14 protein-coding genes and 1 pseudogene are annotated in these 18,197 nt (G+C 75.2%); 13 read left to right on the top strand and 2 right to left on the bottom strand.

Translation table 11 applies throughout. The annotated features are described in order from the left end of the window. Nucleotides 1-173 precede the first annotated feature (173 nt). A complete protein-coding gene (locus tag ACIRG9_RS29810; RefSeq protein ID WP_402863224.1) occupies nucleotides 174-1,946 on the bottom strand; it encodes a hypothetical protein in 1,773 nt (590 codons plus the stop codon). Between ACIRG9_RS29810 and ACIRG9_RS29805 the strand changes: the two are divergent. Beyond that, nucleotides 1,923-2,619, top strand: a pseudogene (locus ACIRG9_RS29805) (tol-pal system YbgF family protein); the annotation flags it as partial. The gene ACIRG9_RS29810 and the pseudogene ACIRG9_RS29805 sit on opposite strands and share 24 nt — an antisense overlap. 409 nt (nucleotides 2,620-3,028) lie before the next feature. Beyond that, complete coding sequence (locus ACIRG9_RS29800) at nucleotides 3,029-4,048, top strand: HAD-IIA family hydrolase (protein ID WP_402863221.1); 1,020 nt, start codon at nucleotides 3,029-3,031, stop codon at nucleotides 4,046-4,048. Nucleotides 4,049-4,063: 15 nt separating this feature from the next. Here the strand turns inward: ACIRG9_RS29800 and ACIRG9_RS29795 are convergent, their stop codons facing one another. Beyond that, entirely contained in the window at nucleotides 4,064-4,399 is a 336-nt protein-coding gene (locus ACIRG9_RS29795; protein ID WP_402863218.1) for an alkyl sulfatase C-terminal domain-containing protein, read from the bottom strand. A gap of 111 nt (nucleotides 4,400-4,510) precedes the next feature. On the opposite strand from ACIRG9_RS29795, the gene ACIRG9_RS29790 reads away from it, so the two are divergent. The 11 genes from ACIRG9_RS29790 to ACIRG9_RS29740 all read left to right on the top strand — a co-directional run bounded on the left by ACIRG9_RS29790 (nucleotide 4,511) and on the right by ACIRG9_RS29740 (nucleotide 18,064). After that, entirely contained in the window at nucleotides 4,511-5,038 is a 528-nt protein-coding gene (locus tag ACIRG9_RS29790) for a phasin family protein (RefSeq protein WP_402863215.1), read from the top strand. Then, a complete protein-coding gene (locus ACIRG9_RS29785; protein WP_402863212.1) occupies nucleotides 5,035-5,298 on the top strand; it encodes a hypothetical protein in 264 nt (87 codons plus the stop codon). The genes ACIRG9_RS29790 and ACIRG9_RS29785 overlap by 4 nt, the downstream gene beginning before the upstream one ends. Nucleotides 5,299-5,320: 22 nt before the next feature. Further along, entirely contained in the window at nucleotides 5,321-6,181 is an 861-nt protein-coding gene (locus ACIRG9_RS29780; protein WP_402863209.1) for a TlyA family RNA methyltransferase, read from the top strand. Beyond that, nucleotides 6,178-7,062 carry an NAD kinase gene (locus tag ACIRG9_RS29775; protein WP_402863206.1) on the top strand — a complete coding sequence of 295 codons (885 nt, stop codon included), beginning with the start codon at nucleotides 6,178-6,180 and terminating at the stop codon, nucleotides 7,060-7,062. The genes ACIRG9_RS29780 and ACIRG9_RS29775 overlap by 4 nt, the downstream gene beginning before the upstream one ends. A gap of 702 nt (nucleotides 7,063-7,764) precedes the next feature. Beyond that, nucleotides 7,765-9,522 carry a DNA repair protein RecN gene (gene recN, locus ACIRG9_RS29770; protein WP_402863203.1) on the top strand — a complete coding sequence of 586 codons (1,758 nt, stop codon included), beginning with the start codon at nucleotides 7,765-7,767 and terminating at the stop codon, nucleotides 9,520-9,522. A 118-nt stretch (nucleotides 9,523-9,640) separates the two neighbouring features. Beyond that, nucleotides 9,641-10,819, top strand: coding sequence for a putative cytokinetic ring protein SteA (gene steA, locus ACIRG9_RS29765; RefSeq protein ID WP_402863200.1), 1,179 nt, complete (start codon nucleotides 9,641-9,643; stop codon nucleotides 10,817-10,819). 27 nt (nucleotides 10,820-10,846) lie between these two features. Beyond that, nucleotides 10,847-11,797, top strand: a complete 951-nt coding sequence (locus ACIRG9_RS29760) for a copper transporter (protein WP_402863197.1) — start codon at nucleotides 10,847-10,849, stop codon at nucleotides 11,795-11,797. 84 nt (nucleotides 11,798-11,881) lie between these two features. After that, on the top strand, nucleotides 11,882-12,745 hold the full coding sequence (locus ACIRG9_RS29755) for a hypothetical protein (protein WP_402863194.1): 864 nt from the start codon (nucleotides 11,882-11,884) through the stop codon (nucleotides 12,743-12,745). Next, entirely contained in the window at nucleotides 12,745-14,433 is a 1,689-nt protein-coding gene (murJ, locus tag ACIRG9_RS29750; protein WP_402863191.1) for a murein biosynthesis integral membrane protein MurJ, read from the top strand. Before ACIRG9_RS29755 ends, murJ begins: the two co-directional genes overlap by 1 nt. A 116-nt stretch (nucleotides 14,434-14,549) precedes the next feature. Next, nucleotides 14,550-15,683, top strand: a complete 1,134-nt coding sequence (locus ACIRG9_RS29745) for a glycosyltransferase family 4 protein (RefSeq protein WP_402863188.1) — start codon at nucleotides 14,550-14,552, stop codon at nucleotides 15,681-15,683. Beyond that, nucleotides 15,683-18,064, top strand: coding sequence for a hypothetical protein (locus ACIRG9_RS29740; protein ID WP_402863185.1), 2,382 nt, complete (start codon nucleotides 15,683-15,685; stop codon nucleotides 18,062-18,064). The genes ACIRG9_RS29745 and ACIRG9_RS29740 overlap by 1 nt, the downstream gene beginning before the upstream one ends. The last annotated feature ends 133 nt before the right edge of the window (nucleotides 18,065-18,197 follow it).

Here is an 18,197-nt window from a genome sequence, read left to right as displayed (position 1 = left end):
ATTCCGAACCCGGAAGCTAAGCCCTCCAGCGCCGATGGTACTGCACTCGGGAGGGTGTGGGAGAGTAGGACACCGCCGGACAATCTTTCCAGTCAAGGGCCGCCCCAGCAGGGTCGGCCCTTGACTGCGTTAGCGTCTCTGGCGACGCATTCAGGAAGGATGTACCCGTGAGTTCAGGACCGCAGGGCGAGGATCGCCCACGTCGTTACGAGGACCGCGCCGAGCGTGGGCAGGGGCGCGACGACGCCCGCCGCGACGACCGTCCCTCGTACCGGGGCGGCCGCGACGACCGTTCGCGCGGCGGCGACCGCCGCGAGGGTGGCTTCCGGTCGGATTCCCGCGACGGCGGTTTCCGGGGCGGCGAGCGCCGTGATTCTGGTTTCCGCGCCGGCCCACGGGACGGCGGCTTCCGTCGGGACGACCGTGAGGGCGGCTTCCGGGGCGGCGACCGCCGCGAGGGTGGCTTCCGCGGGAACGACACCCGCGACGGCGGATCCCGCGCGGGTGGCCCCGGCTTCCGTGGTGGCGACCGCCGGGACGACCGCGAGGGCAGCGCGCGCAGCGGTGACCGCCGTGAAGGTGGCTTCCGTGGCGGTGACCGCGAGGGCGGTGCCCGTGGCGGCGAGCGCCGCGAGGGCGGTTTCCGTGGTGGCGACCGCGAGGGTGGCTTCCGGTCGGGTCCGCGTGAGGGTGGCTTCCGCCGCGAGGAGCGGCGTGAGGGTGGCTCTGGCGGTGGCGAGCGCCGGGAAGGCGGCTTCCGCCGGGACGACCGTGAGGGCGGCACCCGTGGCGGTGACCGCCGCGAGGGCGGCTTCCGGAGCGGCGAGCGCCGTGAGGGTGGCTTCCGTGGCGGTGATCGCCGTGAGGGTGGCTTCCGTGGCGGTGACCGCGAGGGCGGTGCCCGTGGCGGCGAGCGCCGTGAGGGCGGTTTCCGTGGTGGCGACCGTGAGGGTGGCTTCCGGTCGGGTCCGCGTGAGGGTGGCTTCCGCCGCGAGGAGCGGCGTGAGGGTGGCTCTGGCGGTGGCGAGCGCCGGGAAGGCGGCTTCCGCCGGGACGACCGTGAGGGCGGCACCCGCGGTGGCGACCGCCGTGAGGGTGGCTTCCGTGGCGGTGACCGCCGTGAGGGCGGTTTCCGTGGCGGTGACCGTGAGGGCGGTTTCCGTGGCGGTGACCGCCGTGAGGGTGGCTTCCGTGGTGGCGACCGTGAGGGCGGTTTCCGTGGCGGTGACCGCCGTGAGGGTGGCTTCCGTGGCGGTGACCGTGAGGGCGGTTTCCGTGGGGGCGACCGCGAGGGTGGCTTCCGTGGCGGCGAGCGCCGTGAGGGCGGCTTCCGGGGCGGCGAGCGCCGCGAGGGCGGTTTCCGTGGTGGCGACCGCGAGGGTGGCTTCCGGTCGGGTCCGCGTGAGGGTGGCTCTGGCGGTGGCGAGCGCCGGGAAGGCGGCTTCCGCCGGGACGACCGTGAGGGCGGCACCCGTGGCGGTGACCGCCGCGAGGGCGGCTTCCGGAGCGGCGAGCGCCGTGAGGGCGGCTTCCGGAGCGGCGAGCGCCGCGAGGGTGGCTTCCGCGGCGGTGATCGCCGTGAGGGCGGCTTCCGTGGCGGTGACCGCGAGGGCGGTGCCCGTGGCGGCGAGCGCCGCGAGGGCGGTTTCCGTGGTGGCGACCGCGAGGGCGGTTTCCGCCGGGACGATCGTGAGGGTGGTTTCCGGGGTGGCCGGGAGCGTACCGAGCGGGACGGTGAGCGCCGGGGCTACGGCGACCGCCGGCCGGGCGGTTCCGGTCCGCAGCGGGAGCGCCGCGACGACCGGGAACGTGTCGAGGGACGCGAGGCCGAACGGGCCGTCGCGCCGGCGCTGCCCGACGACGTAGTCGCCAGCGACCTCGATTCCACCGTCCGGGCCGAGCTGCTGTCGCTGGCCAAGCCGGTGGCGGAGAGCGTCGCCCGGCACCTGGTCGCGACCGGCCTGCTGATCGATGACGATCCGGCCGAGGCGCTCGCGCACGCGCTGGCCGCCCGCCGGCTCGCCTCGCGGATCGCCGCGGTGCGGGAGGCGGTCGGGCTGGCCGCGTACCACGCCGGAGAGTGGCAGACCGCCATCGCCGAGCTGCGGACGTACCACCGGATGACCGGGTTGCAGAGCCACCTGGCGGTGCTGGCCGACTGCGAGCGGGCGTTGGGCCGCCCGGAGCGGGCGGTCGACCTGTTCCGTGGTGCGGAGCGGGAGAAGCTCGACCAGGCCGTCGCGATCGAGCTGCTGATCGTCGCCGCGGGGGCGCGGGGCGACCTCGGGCAGAAGGACGCGGCCGTGGCCATGCTGCAGGTGCCCGAGCTGACCAACGACTCGCCGGAGTCGTGGGCGGCGCGACTGCGCTACGCGTACGCGGACGCGCTGCTGGCCGTGGGCCGGCGCGAGGAGGCACGGGAGTGGTTCTCCCGGGCCACCGACGTGGATGCCGAGGGCGAGACCGATGCCGCCGAGCGGCTGCTCGAACTCGACGGCGTGGTCATCGAGGGCGACGACGAGGAGGACGAGGAGCTCGCGGCCGACCCGGGTGCTCCCGGTGCCGTTCCCGCCGAACCCGACGCCGACCTCGCCGGCGGCGACCAGCCCGACGACGAGGACGACTTCGACGAGGACGACGACCTCGACGGGGACGTGGACGGGTTCGACGACGACGAGGACGACCTCGACGACGAGGACGAGGACGACCTCGACGACGAGGACGAGGACGACTTCGACGCGGACGACGACGAGCTGGACGGTGACGCGGGCCCCCTGGCCCAGGACCGCCGCCGCGAGGAGCCGGCCGACCCCGAGGAGCGCGATGACGCACCGGCCGGGTACCGCGACCGGGACGATGCGGACCTCGGCGACGACGAGCTGACCGACGCCGAGGCGTCGTCGCTCGCCGACGGGGCGGAGGCCTCGGCGTCGGCAGGAGCCTCGGACGTCACGCGGGAGCGGAGCGACGCCCCGTCCGCCGTGGACCGCGACGCGGCGCCGGACCGCGACGCGGAGGTGGACCGTCGGTGACCTCGAGCGCCGGGGAACGGCTGGTCGACGGGTACACCCTGGTCGTCTTCGACCTCGACGGGGTGATCTACCTGATCGACCGGCCGATCCCCGGCGCGGTCGAGGCGGTCGGCCGGCTGCACGCCGAGGGCCGGGCGGTCGCGTACGCGACCAACAACGCCTCGCGTCGCTCCAGCGAGGTGGCCGACCTGCTCACCGGCATGGGCGTACCGGCGCGGCCGGAGGAGGTGCTCACCTCGGCCGCCGCAACCGCCGAGCTGCTGCGTGACCGGCTGCCGGCCGGCGCGCCGGTGCTGGTCGTCGGGGCGGAGGCGCTGCGGGCGGAGCTACGCGCCGTCGGGCTGCGCCCGGTGTCGACCGTCGACGAACAGCCCGCCGCCGTCGCCCAGGGCTACGGCCCGCAGGTCGGCTGGGTCGATCTGGCCGAGGCTTCGCTCGCGGTGCGGGCGGGTGCGCCCTGGTACGCGACGAACACCGACCGGACCCTGCCGAGCCCGCGTGGCCCGCTGCCGGGCAACGGCTCCCTGGTCGCGGTGCTGCGTACCGCGCTGGGACGGGATCCGGACGTGGTCGTGGGCAAGCCGGAGCCGGCCCTGTTCGCCACCGCCGCCCGTCGGGCCGGTGCCGGGCGGACCCTGGTGGTCGGCGACCGCCTGGACACCGACATCGAGGGTGCCCGCCGGGCCGGCCTGGACAGCCTGCTGGTGCTCACCGGCGTCAGCGACGTACCCGAGCTGCTGGCCGCCGCTGAGCCGCGCCGGCCGACGTACGTCTCCATCGACCTGGCCGGGCTGTTCGATCCGGCGGCGGTGGTGCGGGTGCCGGGTACGCCCGACGCCGGTGGCTGGTCGGTGACCGCGACCGATGGGGGGCTGGACCTCGACGGCGCGGGACGCCCCCTCGACGCCCTCGCCGCGCTCTGCGCGGTGGCCTGGTCCTCGGAGGCCGACGCGCCGGTGCGGCCGGCGTCCCCGGCGGCGCGGGAGGCTCTCGCCGCGCTGGGCCTGTCCGGCTGACCGGGACCGCGCGGGTCAGATCAGCTTGCGCAGCTTCATCAGGTCGAACGGGTTCGCCTTGATGGACACCCGGCGGCCGGCCACCGCCCTGGCCAGGTCGAGCTGGCCCTGGACGAGGGCGACCAGGTCGTCGCTGCTGGTGAGGAGCGCGATCTTGGCGTCCGGGTTGTCGCCGTCGGTCAGGTCGATCAGCCGGCCGTCCTGGAGGCGGCCGTGGAACGCGGTGTCCAGATCGGTGATCCGGCAGGCCAGGGTGCGGTCGAGGTCGATGCGACCCGCCTCATCGGCGTGCCGGTCCAGCCGGGCGGCCAACTCCTGCAACGCCTGCCGGCACTCGTCCACGCTGGCCACATCTTCTCCTCACCACGCGCCACGCCGTTCCCCGGCACCGTACCGCAATGGGCTGTCCGGGGTGCCCGGTAGCGTGACACCTGCACACCCGCCCCGCGGAAGGAATCAGGCATGCAGGACGCGTGGCGCGCCTACCTCGAGCTGGCCATGGGCCTGACGGAGGCGCCCCGGAAGAAGGCCCAGGACGCCGTGCGGCGCGTGGTCGGCCAGGGCGGGGCGACCGCCGCCCAGCTCCAGGCTCTCGCCGAGGAACTCGTCTCCACCGGCATGGCGAACCGGGAGGCGCTGACCAAGCTGGTCCGCTTCGAGGTGGACCGTGCGCTGGGCGCGGTCGGGCTGGCGACCGCCGAGGAGGTCGCCGAACTGACCCGCCGGGTGCGGGAGCTGGAACGCCAACTGCGCGAGGCGAAGGGCGCCCCCACCCCTGCCGAGCCGGCCGCCGCGGCCCCCGTCTCCGCCGTGCCGGACCGGCCGGCGCCCACCCCCACCAAGGCAATGGCGAAGAAGGCTGTGGCGAAGAAGGCGATCGCGAGGAAGCCGGCCGCCGCGGCGGTGCGGCAGACCGCGGCCGAGGAGTCGCCGACCACGCCGGCCAAGAAGGCGGCCGGCCGCAAACAGGCCGGCGGTGCCGGCTCGTGACCGGCCCGTACCGCCCCGGGCCGCTGCCCGGTCCGCGTCCGGGTCAGCCCTCGGGTGGTCCGCGCCCCGGGCCGCCGCCGGGGACACGGCCGGCGCCCACCCCGGTCGAGGACGTCGGGGACGCCCGGCACCCGGCGGTGGACGCCGCCGTGCACGCCATGATCAATGCTGAGGCGCTCTCCCCGGCGGACCAGATCGCCCAGTACGAGGCGGCGTACGAGACGCTGCGCGAGACCCTGGCCAGCATCGACCAGACCTGACCGACCGGAGAGAGAACCACCCATGGCACGTCGTACCCGGCTGGATGCCGAACTCGTCCGTCGCGGTCTGGCCCGCTCCCGCGAGCAGGCGGCCGCGCTGGTGGAGGCCGGCCGCGTCCAGCTGCGCGGAGTGCCCGCCCGCAAGGTGGCCGCGATGGTCGACCCGGCCGACCCGCTGCTGGTCACCGGCGAGGACCCCACCACGGAGTACGTCTCGCGGGGCGGGCACAAGTTGGCCGGCGCGCTGGCCGCGTTCGCGTCCGGTGGGCTGGGCGTCACCGGCCGGCGCTGTCTGGACGCCGGCGCCTCCACCGGCGGTTTCACCGACGTGCTGCTGCGCGCCGGCGCCGCCGAGGTGGTGGCCGTCGACGTCGGGTACGGCCAGTTGGCCTGGTCGCTGCGCAACGACGTGCGGGTGCACGTCTTCGAGCGCACCAATGTGCGTACCCTCACGCCGGAGGCGATCGGCGGCGCGGTCGATCTCACGGTGGCCGACCTGTCGTTCATCTCGCTGCGGCTGGTGCTGCCGGCGCTGGCCGGCTGCACGAGGCCGGACGGCGACCTGGCGCTGATGGTCAAGCCGCAGTTCGAGGTGGGCAAGGAGCGGGTCGGCGTGGGCGGGGTGGTCCGCGACCCGGAGCTGCGCGCCGACGCGGTGCTCGATGTGGCCGCCGCGGCGGCACAGCTCGGCCTGGGGCTGGCCGACGTCGCCGCCAGCCCGTTGCCGGGGCCGAGCGGCAACGTCGAGTTCTTCGTATGGTTACGCCGGGACGCGCCCGCCGCGGACCCGGAGCGGGTACGCGCGGTGGTGGCCGCCGGCCCGCAGGGCTTCCCGTCCCCGGCCGAGGCGCCGGATTCCGCGAATGAGGAGGTGCCCGGGTGAGCCGGACCGCTCTGCTGGTGACGCACACCGGCCGTCGCCGCAGCACCGAGCACGCGCGGGCGGTGGCGGCGGACCTGATCGCGGCCGGCTTCGAGGTGCGGGTGGTGGCCGAGGAGGCCGACGACCTCGACCTGCCCGGCGTGGTGCCGGTGACCGGTCCGGAGGCCGCCGAGGGCGCCGAGATCGTCTTCGCGCTCGGTGGGGACGGCACCTTCCTGCGCGCCGCCGAGCTGGCCCGGCCGGCGAAGGCGCCGCTGCTCGGCATCAACCTCGGCAAGGTCGGCTTCCTGGCCGAGGCGGAGATCGACGACCTGGACAGCGCGGTACGCGACGTGGTCGGGCGTAACTACACGGTGGACGAACGGCTCACGCTGGACGTGACCGCCGAGTGGGACGGCGGCCCGACGATCGAGTCGTGGGCGTTGAACGAGATCAGCGTCGAGAAGGGCGAGCGCGCCCAGATGCTGGAACTGCTCGTCGACGTGGACGGTCGGCCGTTGTCCCGGTACGGCTGCGACGGCGTGGTCTGCGCGACCCCGACCGGCTCCACCGCGTACGCGTTCTCCGGCGGCGGCCCGGTGGTCTGGCCGGAGGTGGAGGCGCTGCTGCTGGTGCCGATCAGCGCGCACGCGCTGTTCAGTCGCCCGTTGGTGACCGCGCCGACGTCCACCTTCGCGATCACGGTGGACCCGTTCACCACCCTCGCGGTCCTGTGCTGCGACGGGCGGCGGGTCTATGACCTGCCTCCGGGCGCCCGGGTCACGGTGCGGCGGGGGGCGCTGCCGGTGCGGATCGTGCGGCTCAAGGCGCGTCCGTTCACCGACCGGCTGGTGGCCAAGTTCGATCTGCCCGTGCAGGGCTGGCGCGGCAGTCGCCGCTGACTCCGCGGTCAGCGACCGGTGGCCGACCGTGGCACCGGCCCGGCGGCCGTCGGGCCGATCCCGTTTCGACGGTTCGGTGTACCCGCGCCGAGTGGCAACCGGGTTACGGTAGGGGCCTCCCTCGACGACGTGCCACGTCGGGCCGGCGCGGCACGCCCGGAACCGGGCGGGGCCAGCGGTTCCGCCCCTGCGGCGGGAGCGGTCGCCCGGGCCGTCGACGGGGCCGGCGGCACCGTCGTGGCGACGGTCACCCGGGGCGTACGGGCTGCGCTGAGGTGGAGTCCGGGCGGGGCGGTGAGGCCCGTGTCCGCCCGGACGCGCGGTCCGGCGGTCGTGGTACCGGCCAGGGGGTGGTCGGGTCCACGACGGTCGGGGTGCTGGACGAGTCGCGGCCGGCCGCGGCGGGCGGACCGGTGAGCCGAACCTGGCCGGGATTCGACCCTGGCCAGGTCGTCGGGTCGACGAGCCGCTGCCGGAGGAAGCGGCGGCTCACGAGCCGAGCGGCGAGGCGTGCGTCCGGCACCCCGGCCATCCACCTGCCGGGCGGACCACCGATCCCGCCCGCCGCCTCCGGTCGTGGGCCGGACCCGCGTATGAGGTGGTCGGCTCGGCCGTGGCGGGCACGACGGGATGCGACGGCGGTCACCGTGGCGCCCGCGTCGGCTGGTCAAGTGTCGGGGGCCGCGTCTAATGTCGGTTGCTGTGCTGGAAGAGCTGCGCATCACCGGACTGGGCGTCATCGAGGACACCACGCTGCCGTTGACCGGCGGGATGAACGTCATCACCGGAGAGACCGGTGCGGGCAAGACCATGGTGGTCACCGGCCTCGGTCTGCTCTTCGGTGGCCGGGCGGACGCCGGCCGGGTGCGGGCCGAACCGGGTCGCGCCGTGGTGGAGGGGCGGCTGCGCCTGCGCGGCCGGGTGGCCGGGACGGTGCACGCCCGGATCACCGACGCCGGTGGCGAGCCCGACGAGGACGGTTCGCTGCTGATGAGCCGGACGGTCACCGTGGAGGGTCGGTCCCGGGCGCACCTGGGTGGCCGGAGCATGCCGGTGTCGATGCTGGGCGAGGTCGGCGAGCAGGTGGTGGCCGTGCACGGCCAGTCCGACCAGCTCCGCCTGTTGCGTCCGGCCGAGCAACGGGCCGCGCTGGACCGGTTCGCCGGCCCCGAGCACGAGAAGTTGCTCGACGCGCTGCGCGAGGCGTACACGCGGTGGCGGGCGGTGGTCGACGACCTGGCCGATCGGCGGCGCAACGCCCGCGAGCGTAACCAGGAGGCGGATCTGCTCCGCCTTGGCCTCGACGAGATCACCCGGGTCGACCCGCAGCCCGGCGAGGACGACGACCTCAAGGCGGAGGCGCAGCGGTTGGAGCACGCCGAGGGGCTGCGTACGGCGGCCCAGGTGGCCCACCAGTGCGTGGCCGGCGGGGTGGAGGCGGCCGACGACAGCCCGGACGCCACCGCGTTGCTCGGCACCGCTCGGCGCACCCTGGAGGCGCAGGCCGGCACCGACCCGGCTCTCGGCGAGCTGGCCGGGCGGCTGGAGGAGGCGGCGACCCTGGTCGCCGACGTGTCCGCCGAGCTGTCGGCCTACCTCGCCGGGCTGGACGCCGACCCGGCCCGCCTGGAGACCGTCTACGAGCGGCGGGGCGCGCTGCGCGGGCTCACCCGCAAGTACGCCGACGATGTCGACGGGGTGATCGCCTGGGCCGAGCGGGCGCGTACCCGGCTGTCCGATCTGGACACCTCCGACGAGCTGCTCGACGAGCTGGACAAGGAGGCGTCCCGGCTGGCCGGTGAGGTGGCCGAGCTGGCCGGGCGGGTGTCCGTCTCCCGGCAGGAGGCCGCGGGCCGCTTCGCCGAGCAGGTCACCGTCGAGCTGGCCGGGCTGGCGATGCCGCACGCCCGGATCGAGGTGGCGGTGCTGGCGCGCCCGGTCGGACGGGCCGAGCCGAGCCTGCCGGTCAACGGCGTCGAGGCCGGGGTGGGCCCGGACGGCGCCGACGAGGTGGAGCTGCGGCTGCTGGCCCACCCGGGTGCCCCCGCGCTGCCGTTGCAGCGGGGCGCCTCCGGCGGTGAGTTGTCCCGGGTGATGCTTGCCATCGAGGTCGTCTTCGCCGGGTCCGGTGGTCCGCCCACCCTGGTCTTCGACGAGGTCGACGCCGGGGTCGGTGGGCAGGCGGCGGTGGAGATCGGCCGGCGGCTGGCCCGGCTGGCCCGTAGCCACCAGGTCCTGGTGGTCACCCACCTGCCGCAGGTCGCCGCGTTCGCCGACCGCCACCTGGTGGTGGCGAAGGACACCGGGGGAGCGGTGACCACCAGTGGCGTCCGGGTGGTGGAGGACACGGAGCGGGCCCGGGAACTTGCCCGGATGCTCGCTGGTTTGCCGGATTCCGATCTGGGTATCGCTCATGCCGAGGAGCTCTTGGCCGTGGCGGCCAAGGAAAGGCGTCCGTGATTTCGGGTTTGTGACCGCAAGCACACCGGGGTGCGCTCCGGTGTGCTTCCCTGGGTAGGCGGCCCTGCTCAGGCATGTCGCGACAGCAAACCCTGCCTCACATGCCAGGATGGTCACGATGCGTCTACCCACGTTGCGCCGGACCCGGAACGCGGAACCGGGCTCAGTCCTCGGCACCGCCCGCCTCGACCGCCGGACGAAGCGTCTGGTCGGCCGGCTCCGGCCCGGCGACATCGCGGTCATCGACCACGTCGACCTGGACCGGGTGGCGGCCGACTCGCTGGTCGCGGTCGGGGTCTCCGCCGTGCTGAACGCCAAGCCGTCGGTCTCCGGGCGTTACCCGAACCTCGGCCCCGAGGTGCTGATCTCCGCCGGCATCCTGCTCCTGGACGACCTCGGTGAGAGCGTCTTCGAGCAGATCCGCGAGGGCGACGTCGTGCGGATCGAGGGCAACACGGTCTATGTCGGCGACGAGCCGGTCGCGCACGGTGCCCTGCAGGACGCCGAGACGGTGGCCAAGGCGATGGCCGACGCCCGGGAGGGGCTGTCGGTCCAGTTGGAGGCCTTCGCCGCCAACACCATGGACTACCTCAAGCAGGAACGTGACCTGCTGCTCGACGGCGTCGGCGTGCCGGAGGTCCAGACCCAGGTCCAGGGCCGGCACTGCCTGATCGTGGTCCGGGGGTACGACTACAAGGCCGACCTGGACGTGCTGCGCCCCTACATCCGGGAGTTCAAGCCGGTGCTGATCGGCGTGGACGGCGGTGCCGACGCCCTGGTCGAGGCCGGCTACACCCCCGACATGATCATCGGTGACATGGACTCGGTCACCGACGACGTGCTGCGCTGCGGCGCCGAGGTGATCGTGCACGCCTACCCGGACGGGCGGGCGCCGGGCCTGGCCCGGGTGGAGGGCCTCGGCGTGCCGGCGGTGACCTTCCCGGCCGCGGCCACCAGCGAGGACCTGGCCATGCTGCTGGCCGACGAGAAGGGCGCCTCGCTGCTGGTGGCCGTCGGCACCCACGCCACCCTGGTGGAGTTCCTCGACAAGGGCCGGGGCGGCATGGCCTCGACCTTCCTGACCCGGCTGAAGGTGGGCGGCAAGCTGGTCGACGCCAAGGGCGTGAGCCGGCTCTACCGGCAGGGCATCTCCGGTTCCTCCCTGCTGCTGCTGGTCCTCTCGGCGCTGGCCGCGATGGCTTCCGCGGTGGCGGTCTCCACCGTCGGGAAGGCGTATTTGGGCGTGGTCTCCGAATGGTGGGACAATTTCGTGTTCCAGCTCGGCCAGCTCTTCTAGCCCCCGACGGATCAAGAGGCTGCAAGCGTGATCAACTTCCGCTACCACGTGGTGTCCCTGACCGCGGTCTTCCTGGCGTTGGCGATCGGCCTGGTGGTCGGCACGGCCGCCCTCAACGGGCCGGTCGCCGACTCGCTGAAGGAGACCGTCAACGGGCTGCGCAAGGACAACCAGCAGATGCGCCAGACGGTCAACAGCATGCAGAAGCAGCTGGACACGGAGGAGGACTTCGCCGCCGAAATGGGGCAGGTCGTCCTTCCCGGCAAGTTGACCAACCGCCGGGTGGTGGTGATCGACCTGCCCAGCGGTCGGGAGCACGCCGAGGGCGTGGTGAAGATGCTCCAGCTTGGTGGCGCGAACGTCACCGGCCAGATCGACGTCCAGGACAAGTTCATCAACCCGGACAGCACCACCAACAACAACCTGCTGGAGCTGGCCGTCACCGCCTCCCGGCCGAACAGCGTCTCCACCGCCAGCCTGCCCGGGAACGGGCACGGCGTGGAGACCTCCAGCGCGCTGCTGGCCACCGTCCTGCTGGACCGGCCGCAGGGCACCCCGCCGGTCACCGAGGCGGACCGCCGGACGGTGCTGCAGGCGTACTCGAACGCCGGCTACCTCACCGCGCAGGAGAAGATCTCCGGGCCCGCCGAGGCGGTCGTGCTGGTCACCGGGCAGCCGTACGTCGACAAGGACTCGGCGAAGAAGGACGAGTCGGTGGTGAAGATCGCCGACCAGTTCGACCGCAACGGTGCGATCGTGGTCGGCGGCATGGGCTCGTCCGGCGGTAACGTGGTCGCCGTGGTACGGGGCGACCCGGTGCTGTCCCAGAGCATCTCGACCGTCGACAACGCCAACACCCGGCAGGGGCAGGTGGTCACCGCGCTCGCCCTCGTGCAGCAGCTGACGGAGAAGAAGGCCGGCCAGTACGGTGTCGGCGACAACGCCGCGGGCGGTCTGGTGCCTAGACTGCCGCAGTGAGCGAGTGGAGCGGGGCCACGGCGTGAGCGCCGGGCTGCCCGCTCTGCGCCACATCGCGTTCGGTATCCGGATCGGAGGGGTCGCGTGAGACTGGGTCGGCTGCTGGCCGTCGGCGCGGGGGTGGTCGCCGCCCGCTACGTGCTGCGGGAGGTGCGTACCTCCCCGGGTGCGCCGGCGCTGGAACGCACCAACTTCCGGGGCCGTACGGTCACCCTGGCCGCCGGTCCGGCCCTGGCCGTCGGGGCCGCCACCGCGGGCGCCCTCGCCGCCGGCAGCGCCCCCGCCGGTGCCGCCGCACTGCTCGCCGGAGTGGGCGCCGGCACGGTCGGGCTGTACGACGACGTTGTCGGCGCGCGCCCCGAGCAGAAGACCGCCAAGGGGTTCGCCGGGCACCTCGCCGCGCTGCGCGAGGGGCGGGTCACCGCCGGCCTGGTCAAGATCGTCGGGGTCGGCGCGGCCGGCCTCGGCGCCGCCGCGCTGCTCTCCGCCGACCGCCGGGTCGCCGCCCACCCCCGCCGGCAGCGGGCCGGTGCCTTCGGTCGTGGGCTCGACGTGCTGCTCGGCGCCGGCGTGGTGGCCGGCACCGCCAACCTGGTCAACCTGCTCGACCTGCGCCCCGGCCGGGCGCTGAAGGCGGGCATGCTGCTCGGCGGGCCGCTCTCCACCGGCCCGACCGGGGGGATCGCCGCCGGCGCGATCGGCGCCGCGGCCGGGCTGGTCCGCGATGACCTCGACGAGCGGGTGATGCTCGGCGACAGCGGCGCCAACGCGCTCGGCGCGCTGCTCGGGGTGAGCCTGGCCGCGCGGACCGGCCCGCTCGGCCGGGCGGGCGTGCTCGCCGTGCTCGCCGCGCTCACCGCTGCCAGCGAGAAGGTCAGCTTCACCCAGGTCATCCAGCGGACCCCGGGGCTGCGGGAACTCGACGAGCTGGGCCGGCTCGCGGACTAGTGACTAAACCGGCACCCCTCGCCGGCGCGGGCCGGCTGGCCGGAGCCGCCGCGCTCATCGCCGTCCTCACCGTGGTCAGCCGGCTCGCCGGCTTCGGCCGTGCCGCCCTCTTCACCTGGTCGCTCGCCCAGACCGACCTCGGCGGCGCGTACCTGGTGGCGAACAACGTCCCGAACTTCATCTTCGAGATCGTCGCCGGTGGGGCCCTGGCGAGTCTCGTCGTACCGCTGCTGGCGGCCGAGGCCGACCGGGGCGACCGGCGTGCCGTGGCCGCCACCACCGGGGCCCTGCTCACCTGGGTGCTCGCCCTGCTGGTGCCCCTCGCCGTGCTGGTCGCGCTGCTCGCCGACCCGCTGGTCTCGTTGCAGGGGACCGGCCTCACCGAGGCTCAACAGCAGGTCGGGGCGCGGATGCTGCGGCTGTTCGCCCCTCAGCTTCCGCTGTACGGCGTCGGCATCGTGCTCACCGGGGTGCTCCAGGCGCACCGGCGGTTCGCCTGGCCGGTGATCGCCCCGTTGCTGTCCAGCGTCACCGTCATCGGGGTCTACCTCGGTTTTACCGCCGCCGAGGGGCGGCTGGCCACCGTCGCCCGGGTCAGCCCCGCCGGTGAGCTGCTGCTCTCCGGCGGCACCACGCTCGGCGTGGTGGTGCTCTCGCTCTCCCTGCTCATCCCGCTGCGCCGGCTGCGGCTGCCGCTGCGGCCGGGCTTCCGGTTCCCCGCCGAGGCCCGGGCCCGGGTCGGCGGCCTGGCCGTCGCCGGAGTGGTGACCGTGGCCACGCAGCAGGTCGCCCTGAGCGTGGCCCTCCGGCAGGTCTCCTTCGGGTCGGCGGCCAGCCCGGGCGTCTACAACATCGCGCAGACCATCTACTTCCTGCCCTGGGCGGTGCTGGCCGTGCCGCTCGCCGTGGCCGCGTACCCGACGCTGGCGGCGGCCCGGGCGGCCGGCGACGAGCGGACCTACCGGGCGACCCTGGCCCCGACGGTACGCGGGGTGGTGCTGTTCAGCCTGCTCGGGGCGGCGGCGCTGGTCGGCACCGCGGTCCCGGTCGGGCACTTCTTCTTCGAGTCGCCGGAGGCCGCCCGCACCGCCACCGCAGCCATCGCCGGCTTCGCTCCCGGCCTGCTCGGCTACGGCCTCTTCGCCGTGCTCACCCGAGCCCTGTACGCCCGTGGCGAGACCCGGTCGGCGACCGTCGCCACGGCCGTGGGCTGGCTGACCGTGCCGGCGTTGGTGTTCCTGCTCGGCCATCTGATGCCGCTGGCCGACCGGGTGCTGGCGGTTGCCCTGGCCACCTCCGGGGGCATGCTGCTCCTCGGTGGGCTGCTGATCGCCGCCGTGCTCCGTTCCGCCGGCGGGGCCGCCCTGACCGGTGTCGGCCGGGCCGGGGCCGCCGGCCTGCTCGCCGCCGCGGTCGCCGGGCTCGGCGGGGTGGTTGTCTCCCGCTGGCTCGCCGACCTCTGGACCCCGACGGTGCCGACGGCGCTCGTGGAGGGCATGCTGTCCGGGGCCGTGGTCGCCGTCCTCTTCTTCGCCTTAGCCTGGCTGACCGACGCACGGGACGTCCGGCCGCTGCTCGCGGCCGTGACCCGCCGGCTCCGGCGGCGACGACCGCCCGCCGCCGCCAACACGCAGGAGGCGCAGCGTCCCCCGGACCGGGGCGACGGGAAGGAGACTGTAACCCGGTGAGCGCGAGGAGTGAGTCGGGTTTGCGAGCCCCGCAGTCGCGAACGGAAGGTGGGCCCGGTGAGCGCGAGGAGTGAGTCGGGTTTGCGAGCCCCGCAGTCGCGAACGAAAGGTAGGCAATGACGGACGCCTCGTCGGCACGGCGCTGGCCCGGCACGGTGGCGCTGGTGCTCGCCTCCAGCACCGGCGGGGTAGGGCAGCATGTCCGATCGGTGGCCCGTGGGCTGACCGCCGCCGGAACGTCCGTGGTGGTGTGCGGTCCGGCCGCGACCCAGGAGCAGTTCGACTTCACCGGGGTGGGTGCCCGGTTCGCGCCGGTGGAGATCCCGGCCAGCCCCACGCCGGGCGATGCCCGCGCCGTCGCCGGGCTGCGCCGGGCGCTCGCCGTCACCGGGGTCGACGTCGTGCACGCGCACGGCCTGCGGGCCGGCCTGGTCGCCGTCCTCGCCCGGCCGGCCGCGCCGCTGGTGGTCACATGGCACAACGCCGTCCTCGCCGGAGGGCTGCGCGGGGGGCTGTCCCGGCTGGTCGAGCGGATCGTCGCCCGCGGTGTCCGGGTGGCGCTGGGCGCCTCCGACGATCTGGTGGAGCGGGCCGCCGCGCTGGGCGCGGCCGACGCCCGCCTCGCCCCGGTCGCCGCGCCGAAGCTGCCCGCGCCGCGCCGCCGCCGGGCCGCCGTCCGAGCCGAGTTCGGGGTCGACTCCGACCGGCCGCTGATCCTCTCCGTGGGCCGCCTGCACCCGCAGAAGCGGTACGACATCCTGGTCGACGCGGCCGCCCGGTGGCGTACCCGGACGCCGGCGCCGCTGGTGCTGATCGCCGGCAGCGGGCCCGCGTACCTTCAACTCGCCGCACGGATCTCGGCCGCCCGGGCGCCGGTGACCCTGCTCGGGCACCGGACCGACGTGGCCGACCTGCTGGCCGGCGCCGACCTGGCCGTGGTGACCAGCGACTGGGAGGCCCGCCAGCTCTTCGCCCAGGAGGCGCTGCACGCCGGCGTGCCGCTGGTGACGACCGCGGTGGGCGGCCTGCCGGAGCTGGTCGGCGACGCCGCGGTGCTGATCCCCGCCGGCGACGTGGACGCGGTCGACGCGACGGTCCGTGACCTGCTCGACGACGAGGCCCGCCGGGCGGACCTGGCCCGCCGGGGTGCCGCCCGGGCGGCGACCTGGCCGACTGAGGCGGACACCGTGGCCGCCCTGGCCGCGCTCTACGCCGAGCTGGTGCCCGAGCCGTCGACGGGGAACCGGTAATGCTGCGCAGACTGACTCCGGTGCTGTTGACCCTGGTCGTGGTGGCCCTGGGCATCACCGCGCTGGCCGCCCGCCCCGACCGGGGCGACCCCGAACGCGGCGCCGACTTCGTGGTGCTGGCCGGCGTGGCCGGGCTGCGCTGGGACGACGTGGACCCGGAGACCACCCCGACGTTGTGGCGGATGGCCGAGGAAGGCTCCATCGGCTCCCTGGCGGCTCGCTCCGCGCACCGGCCCACCTGCCCGGTCGACGGCTGGCTCACGCTCGGCGCCGGTAACTTCGCCGCCTGGAACGGCAGCCGGGAGAGCAACGGCTGCCCGGCCACCGGGGTGACCGTCGAGCGGCCGGACCGGATCGGCGCCAACCTGCCCGACCAGGAGAGCGTCGTCGCGTACAACCAGGACAAGCTCGCCTGGGGCACCACCCCAGGGGCCCTGTCGGAGTCGGTGCGCTGCTCGGTGGCGATCGGGCCGGGCGCCGCGGTGGCCGCCGCCCGCCCGTTCGGCCGGGTCGACCGGTACGCGCCGGCGCTCCCCGCCGATCCGGCCGAGCTGCTCGGCTCGTGCGTGCTGAGCATCGTCGACCTGGGCACCGTCGACGGCGCGGACCAGGCGACCCGGACCGCCCAGGCCCGGCAGGCCGACGCCCAGCTCGCCCGGGTGCTCGCCGCCCGGCCGCCCCGCTCGCTGGTCCTGCTCGCCGGCGTCTCCGACACCGACACGTCGTCCCGGCTGCACGTGGCCGTTGCCAACGGCCCGGGCTGGGAACAGGGCTGGCTGACCTCGTCGAGCACCGATCGTCGGGGCTACCTGCAACTGGTCGACCTGGCCCCCACCGCCCTCGCCGCGCTGGGCCGGCCGATGCCGGAGCGGCTCTTCCTGGGTCGCGCCGCGGTACCGGTCGGTGGCCGCCCGGCCGACCTGCGTACCGCGATCGACGAGCCGGCCGACGCGGACCGCGAGGCCGGTGCGCAGCGGCCGGTCGCCGGCTGGTTCCTGGGCTTGCTCGCCACCGTCCAGCTGGCCCTTTCCGTGGCGGTCCTGCCGCTGCTGCGCCGGGCCCGCCGGCATGCCGGTCCGCACGGGCCCGAGCCGGTGTCCCGGCGGGTGGTGGCGGCCGTGGAGCTGCTGTTGATCGCCGCCGCGCTCGCCGTCCCGGCCGCCCTGCTCACCGATGCCGCGCCGTGGTGGCGCGGCCAGCACGCCGCGTGGTGGTTCTCGCTGGTGACGGTTGCGCTGATCGTCGGGGGCACGGCTCTCGTCCGGTTCAGCCCCGGACACGATCGCACCCTCGGCCCGCTCGGCGCGGTGGCCGGGCTGGCCACCCTGGTGGTCGGCGTTGACGTGCTCACCGGCTCCCGGCTGCAGCTCAACAGCGTGGTCGGCTACTCCGCCCTGGAGGGCGACCGGTACGCGGGCCTCGGCACCGTCGGCCTGGGGGTGTTCATCGCCGGCTCGCTGCTCTGCGGCGGCTGGCTGGCTCAGCGGGCCCCGCGGGCCTGGCGTCCCATGGTCATGGTGGGGGTCGGCAGCGCCGCTGTGGTGGTCGTCGGCAGCCCCTACCTCGGGGCGGACTCGACCGGCGCGATCGCGCTCACCGCGGGGGTGAGCGTGGCCGCGGCGATCTGCACCGGCGGCTGGCTGACGATGAGCCGGCTGGCCTGGGCCACCATGGCCGGGCTGGCGCTCACGATCGGTTTCGCCATGATCGACCTGCGCCGGCCCGAGGCCGAGCGGGGCGCGGTGGGCCGGTTCCTGGCCGCGTTCGGCGACGGTACCGGCGGGCTGGCCGTGCACCGTTCGAGCACCGCCAACGTCGAGACCCTGGTCAGCAGCCCGCTGACCGTGCTGGCGGTGGCCGGCGCCGCGCTGGTCTGGCTTGCTCTGCTCCAGCCCTGGGGCGGCCTGATGCGGCTGTTCGGCATCTACCCGGCGATCCGGGCGGCGATGGCCGGCACCGGGGTGGCCGTCGGCATCGGCGGGCTGCTGGGTGGCGTGGCGCTGGACGTGGCCGGTGCGGCGGCGGCCCTGGTGGTGCCGATGGCGGCGCTCGCCGCGCTGCGGGTGCTCGACCATGCCACCGACCGCACCCAGCCGGGCGGGCGGCCCGGCACCGAGGCCGGCTCCGGTACGGCCGGTGGACCGAGTGGTGGCGGCCGTCCGGGTGGTGGCCGGATGCCCGGCGACGCCGATCCGGGAGCCGCCGGGCAGCCCTCCGGCGACGCCGGTCCGCCCGGCGCACCGGACGGGACGACGGGGGCCGAGGACGGCTGCCCGGACGCCCGGTCCGGGACGGAGGCGGCCGATTCCGTGGCGGCCGGCGGTCCGGCGCGGGTGCCCGTCCAGGGCGATCCGGCATCGACCGTGGTGCCCTCCACCTGAGCCGAACCCGGTTTCACGTGCGCCGACGGCGGGTGCGACGCCGGTTCGGGACGGGGAAGGTGTTACCGTGGAGTCCCGTGGATCGCGTGATCACTTTGCTGATCGGCACGGCGGTTCGCACGACCGCGACGGA

The sequence above is a fragment of the Micromonospora sp. NPDC093277 genome (assembly GCF_044765245.1).
Taxonomy (GTDB): domain Bacteria; phylum Actinomycetota; class Actinomycetes; order Mycobacteriales; family Micromonosporaceae; genus Micromonospora.
Note: the sequence above shows the minus strand (reverse complement) of the source record. Positions and strands in the feature narration are given on the sequence as shown.

Excerpts from the sequence above, each read along its gene's own strand:
- ACIRG9_RS29780 (WP_402863209.1), top strand. The coding sequence starts at position 5,321 with ATGGCACGTCGTACCCGGCTGGATGCCGAACTCGTCCGTCGCGGTCTG.
- ACIRG9_RS29790 (WP_402863215.1), top strand. The coding sequence starts at position 4,511 with ATGCAGGACGCGTGGCGCGCCTACCTCGAGCTGGCCATGGGCCTGACG.
- ACIRG9_RS29740 (WP_402863185.1), top strand. The coding sequence starts at position 15,683 with ATGCTGCGCAGACTGACTCCGGTGCTGTTGACCCTGGTCGTGGTGGCC.
- steA (WP_402863200.1), top strand. The coding sequence starts at position 9,641 with ATGCGTCTACCCACGTTGCGCCGGACCCGGAACGCGGAACCGGGCTCA.
- ACIRG9_RS29745 (WP_402863188.1), top strand. The coding sequence starts at position 14,550 with ATGACGGACGCCTCGTCGGCACGGCGCTGGCCCGGCACGGTGGCGCTG.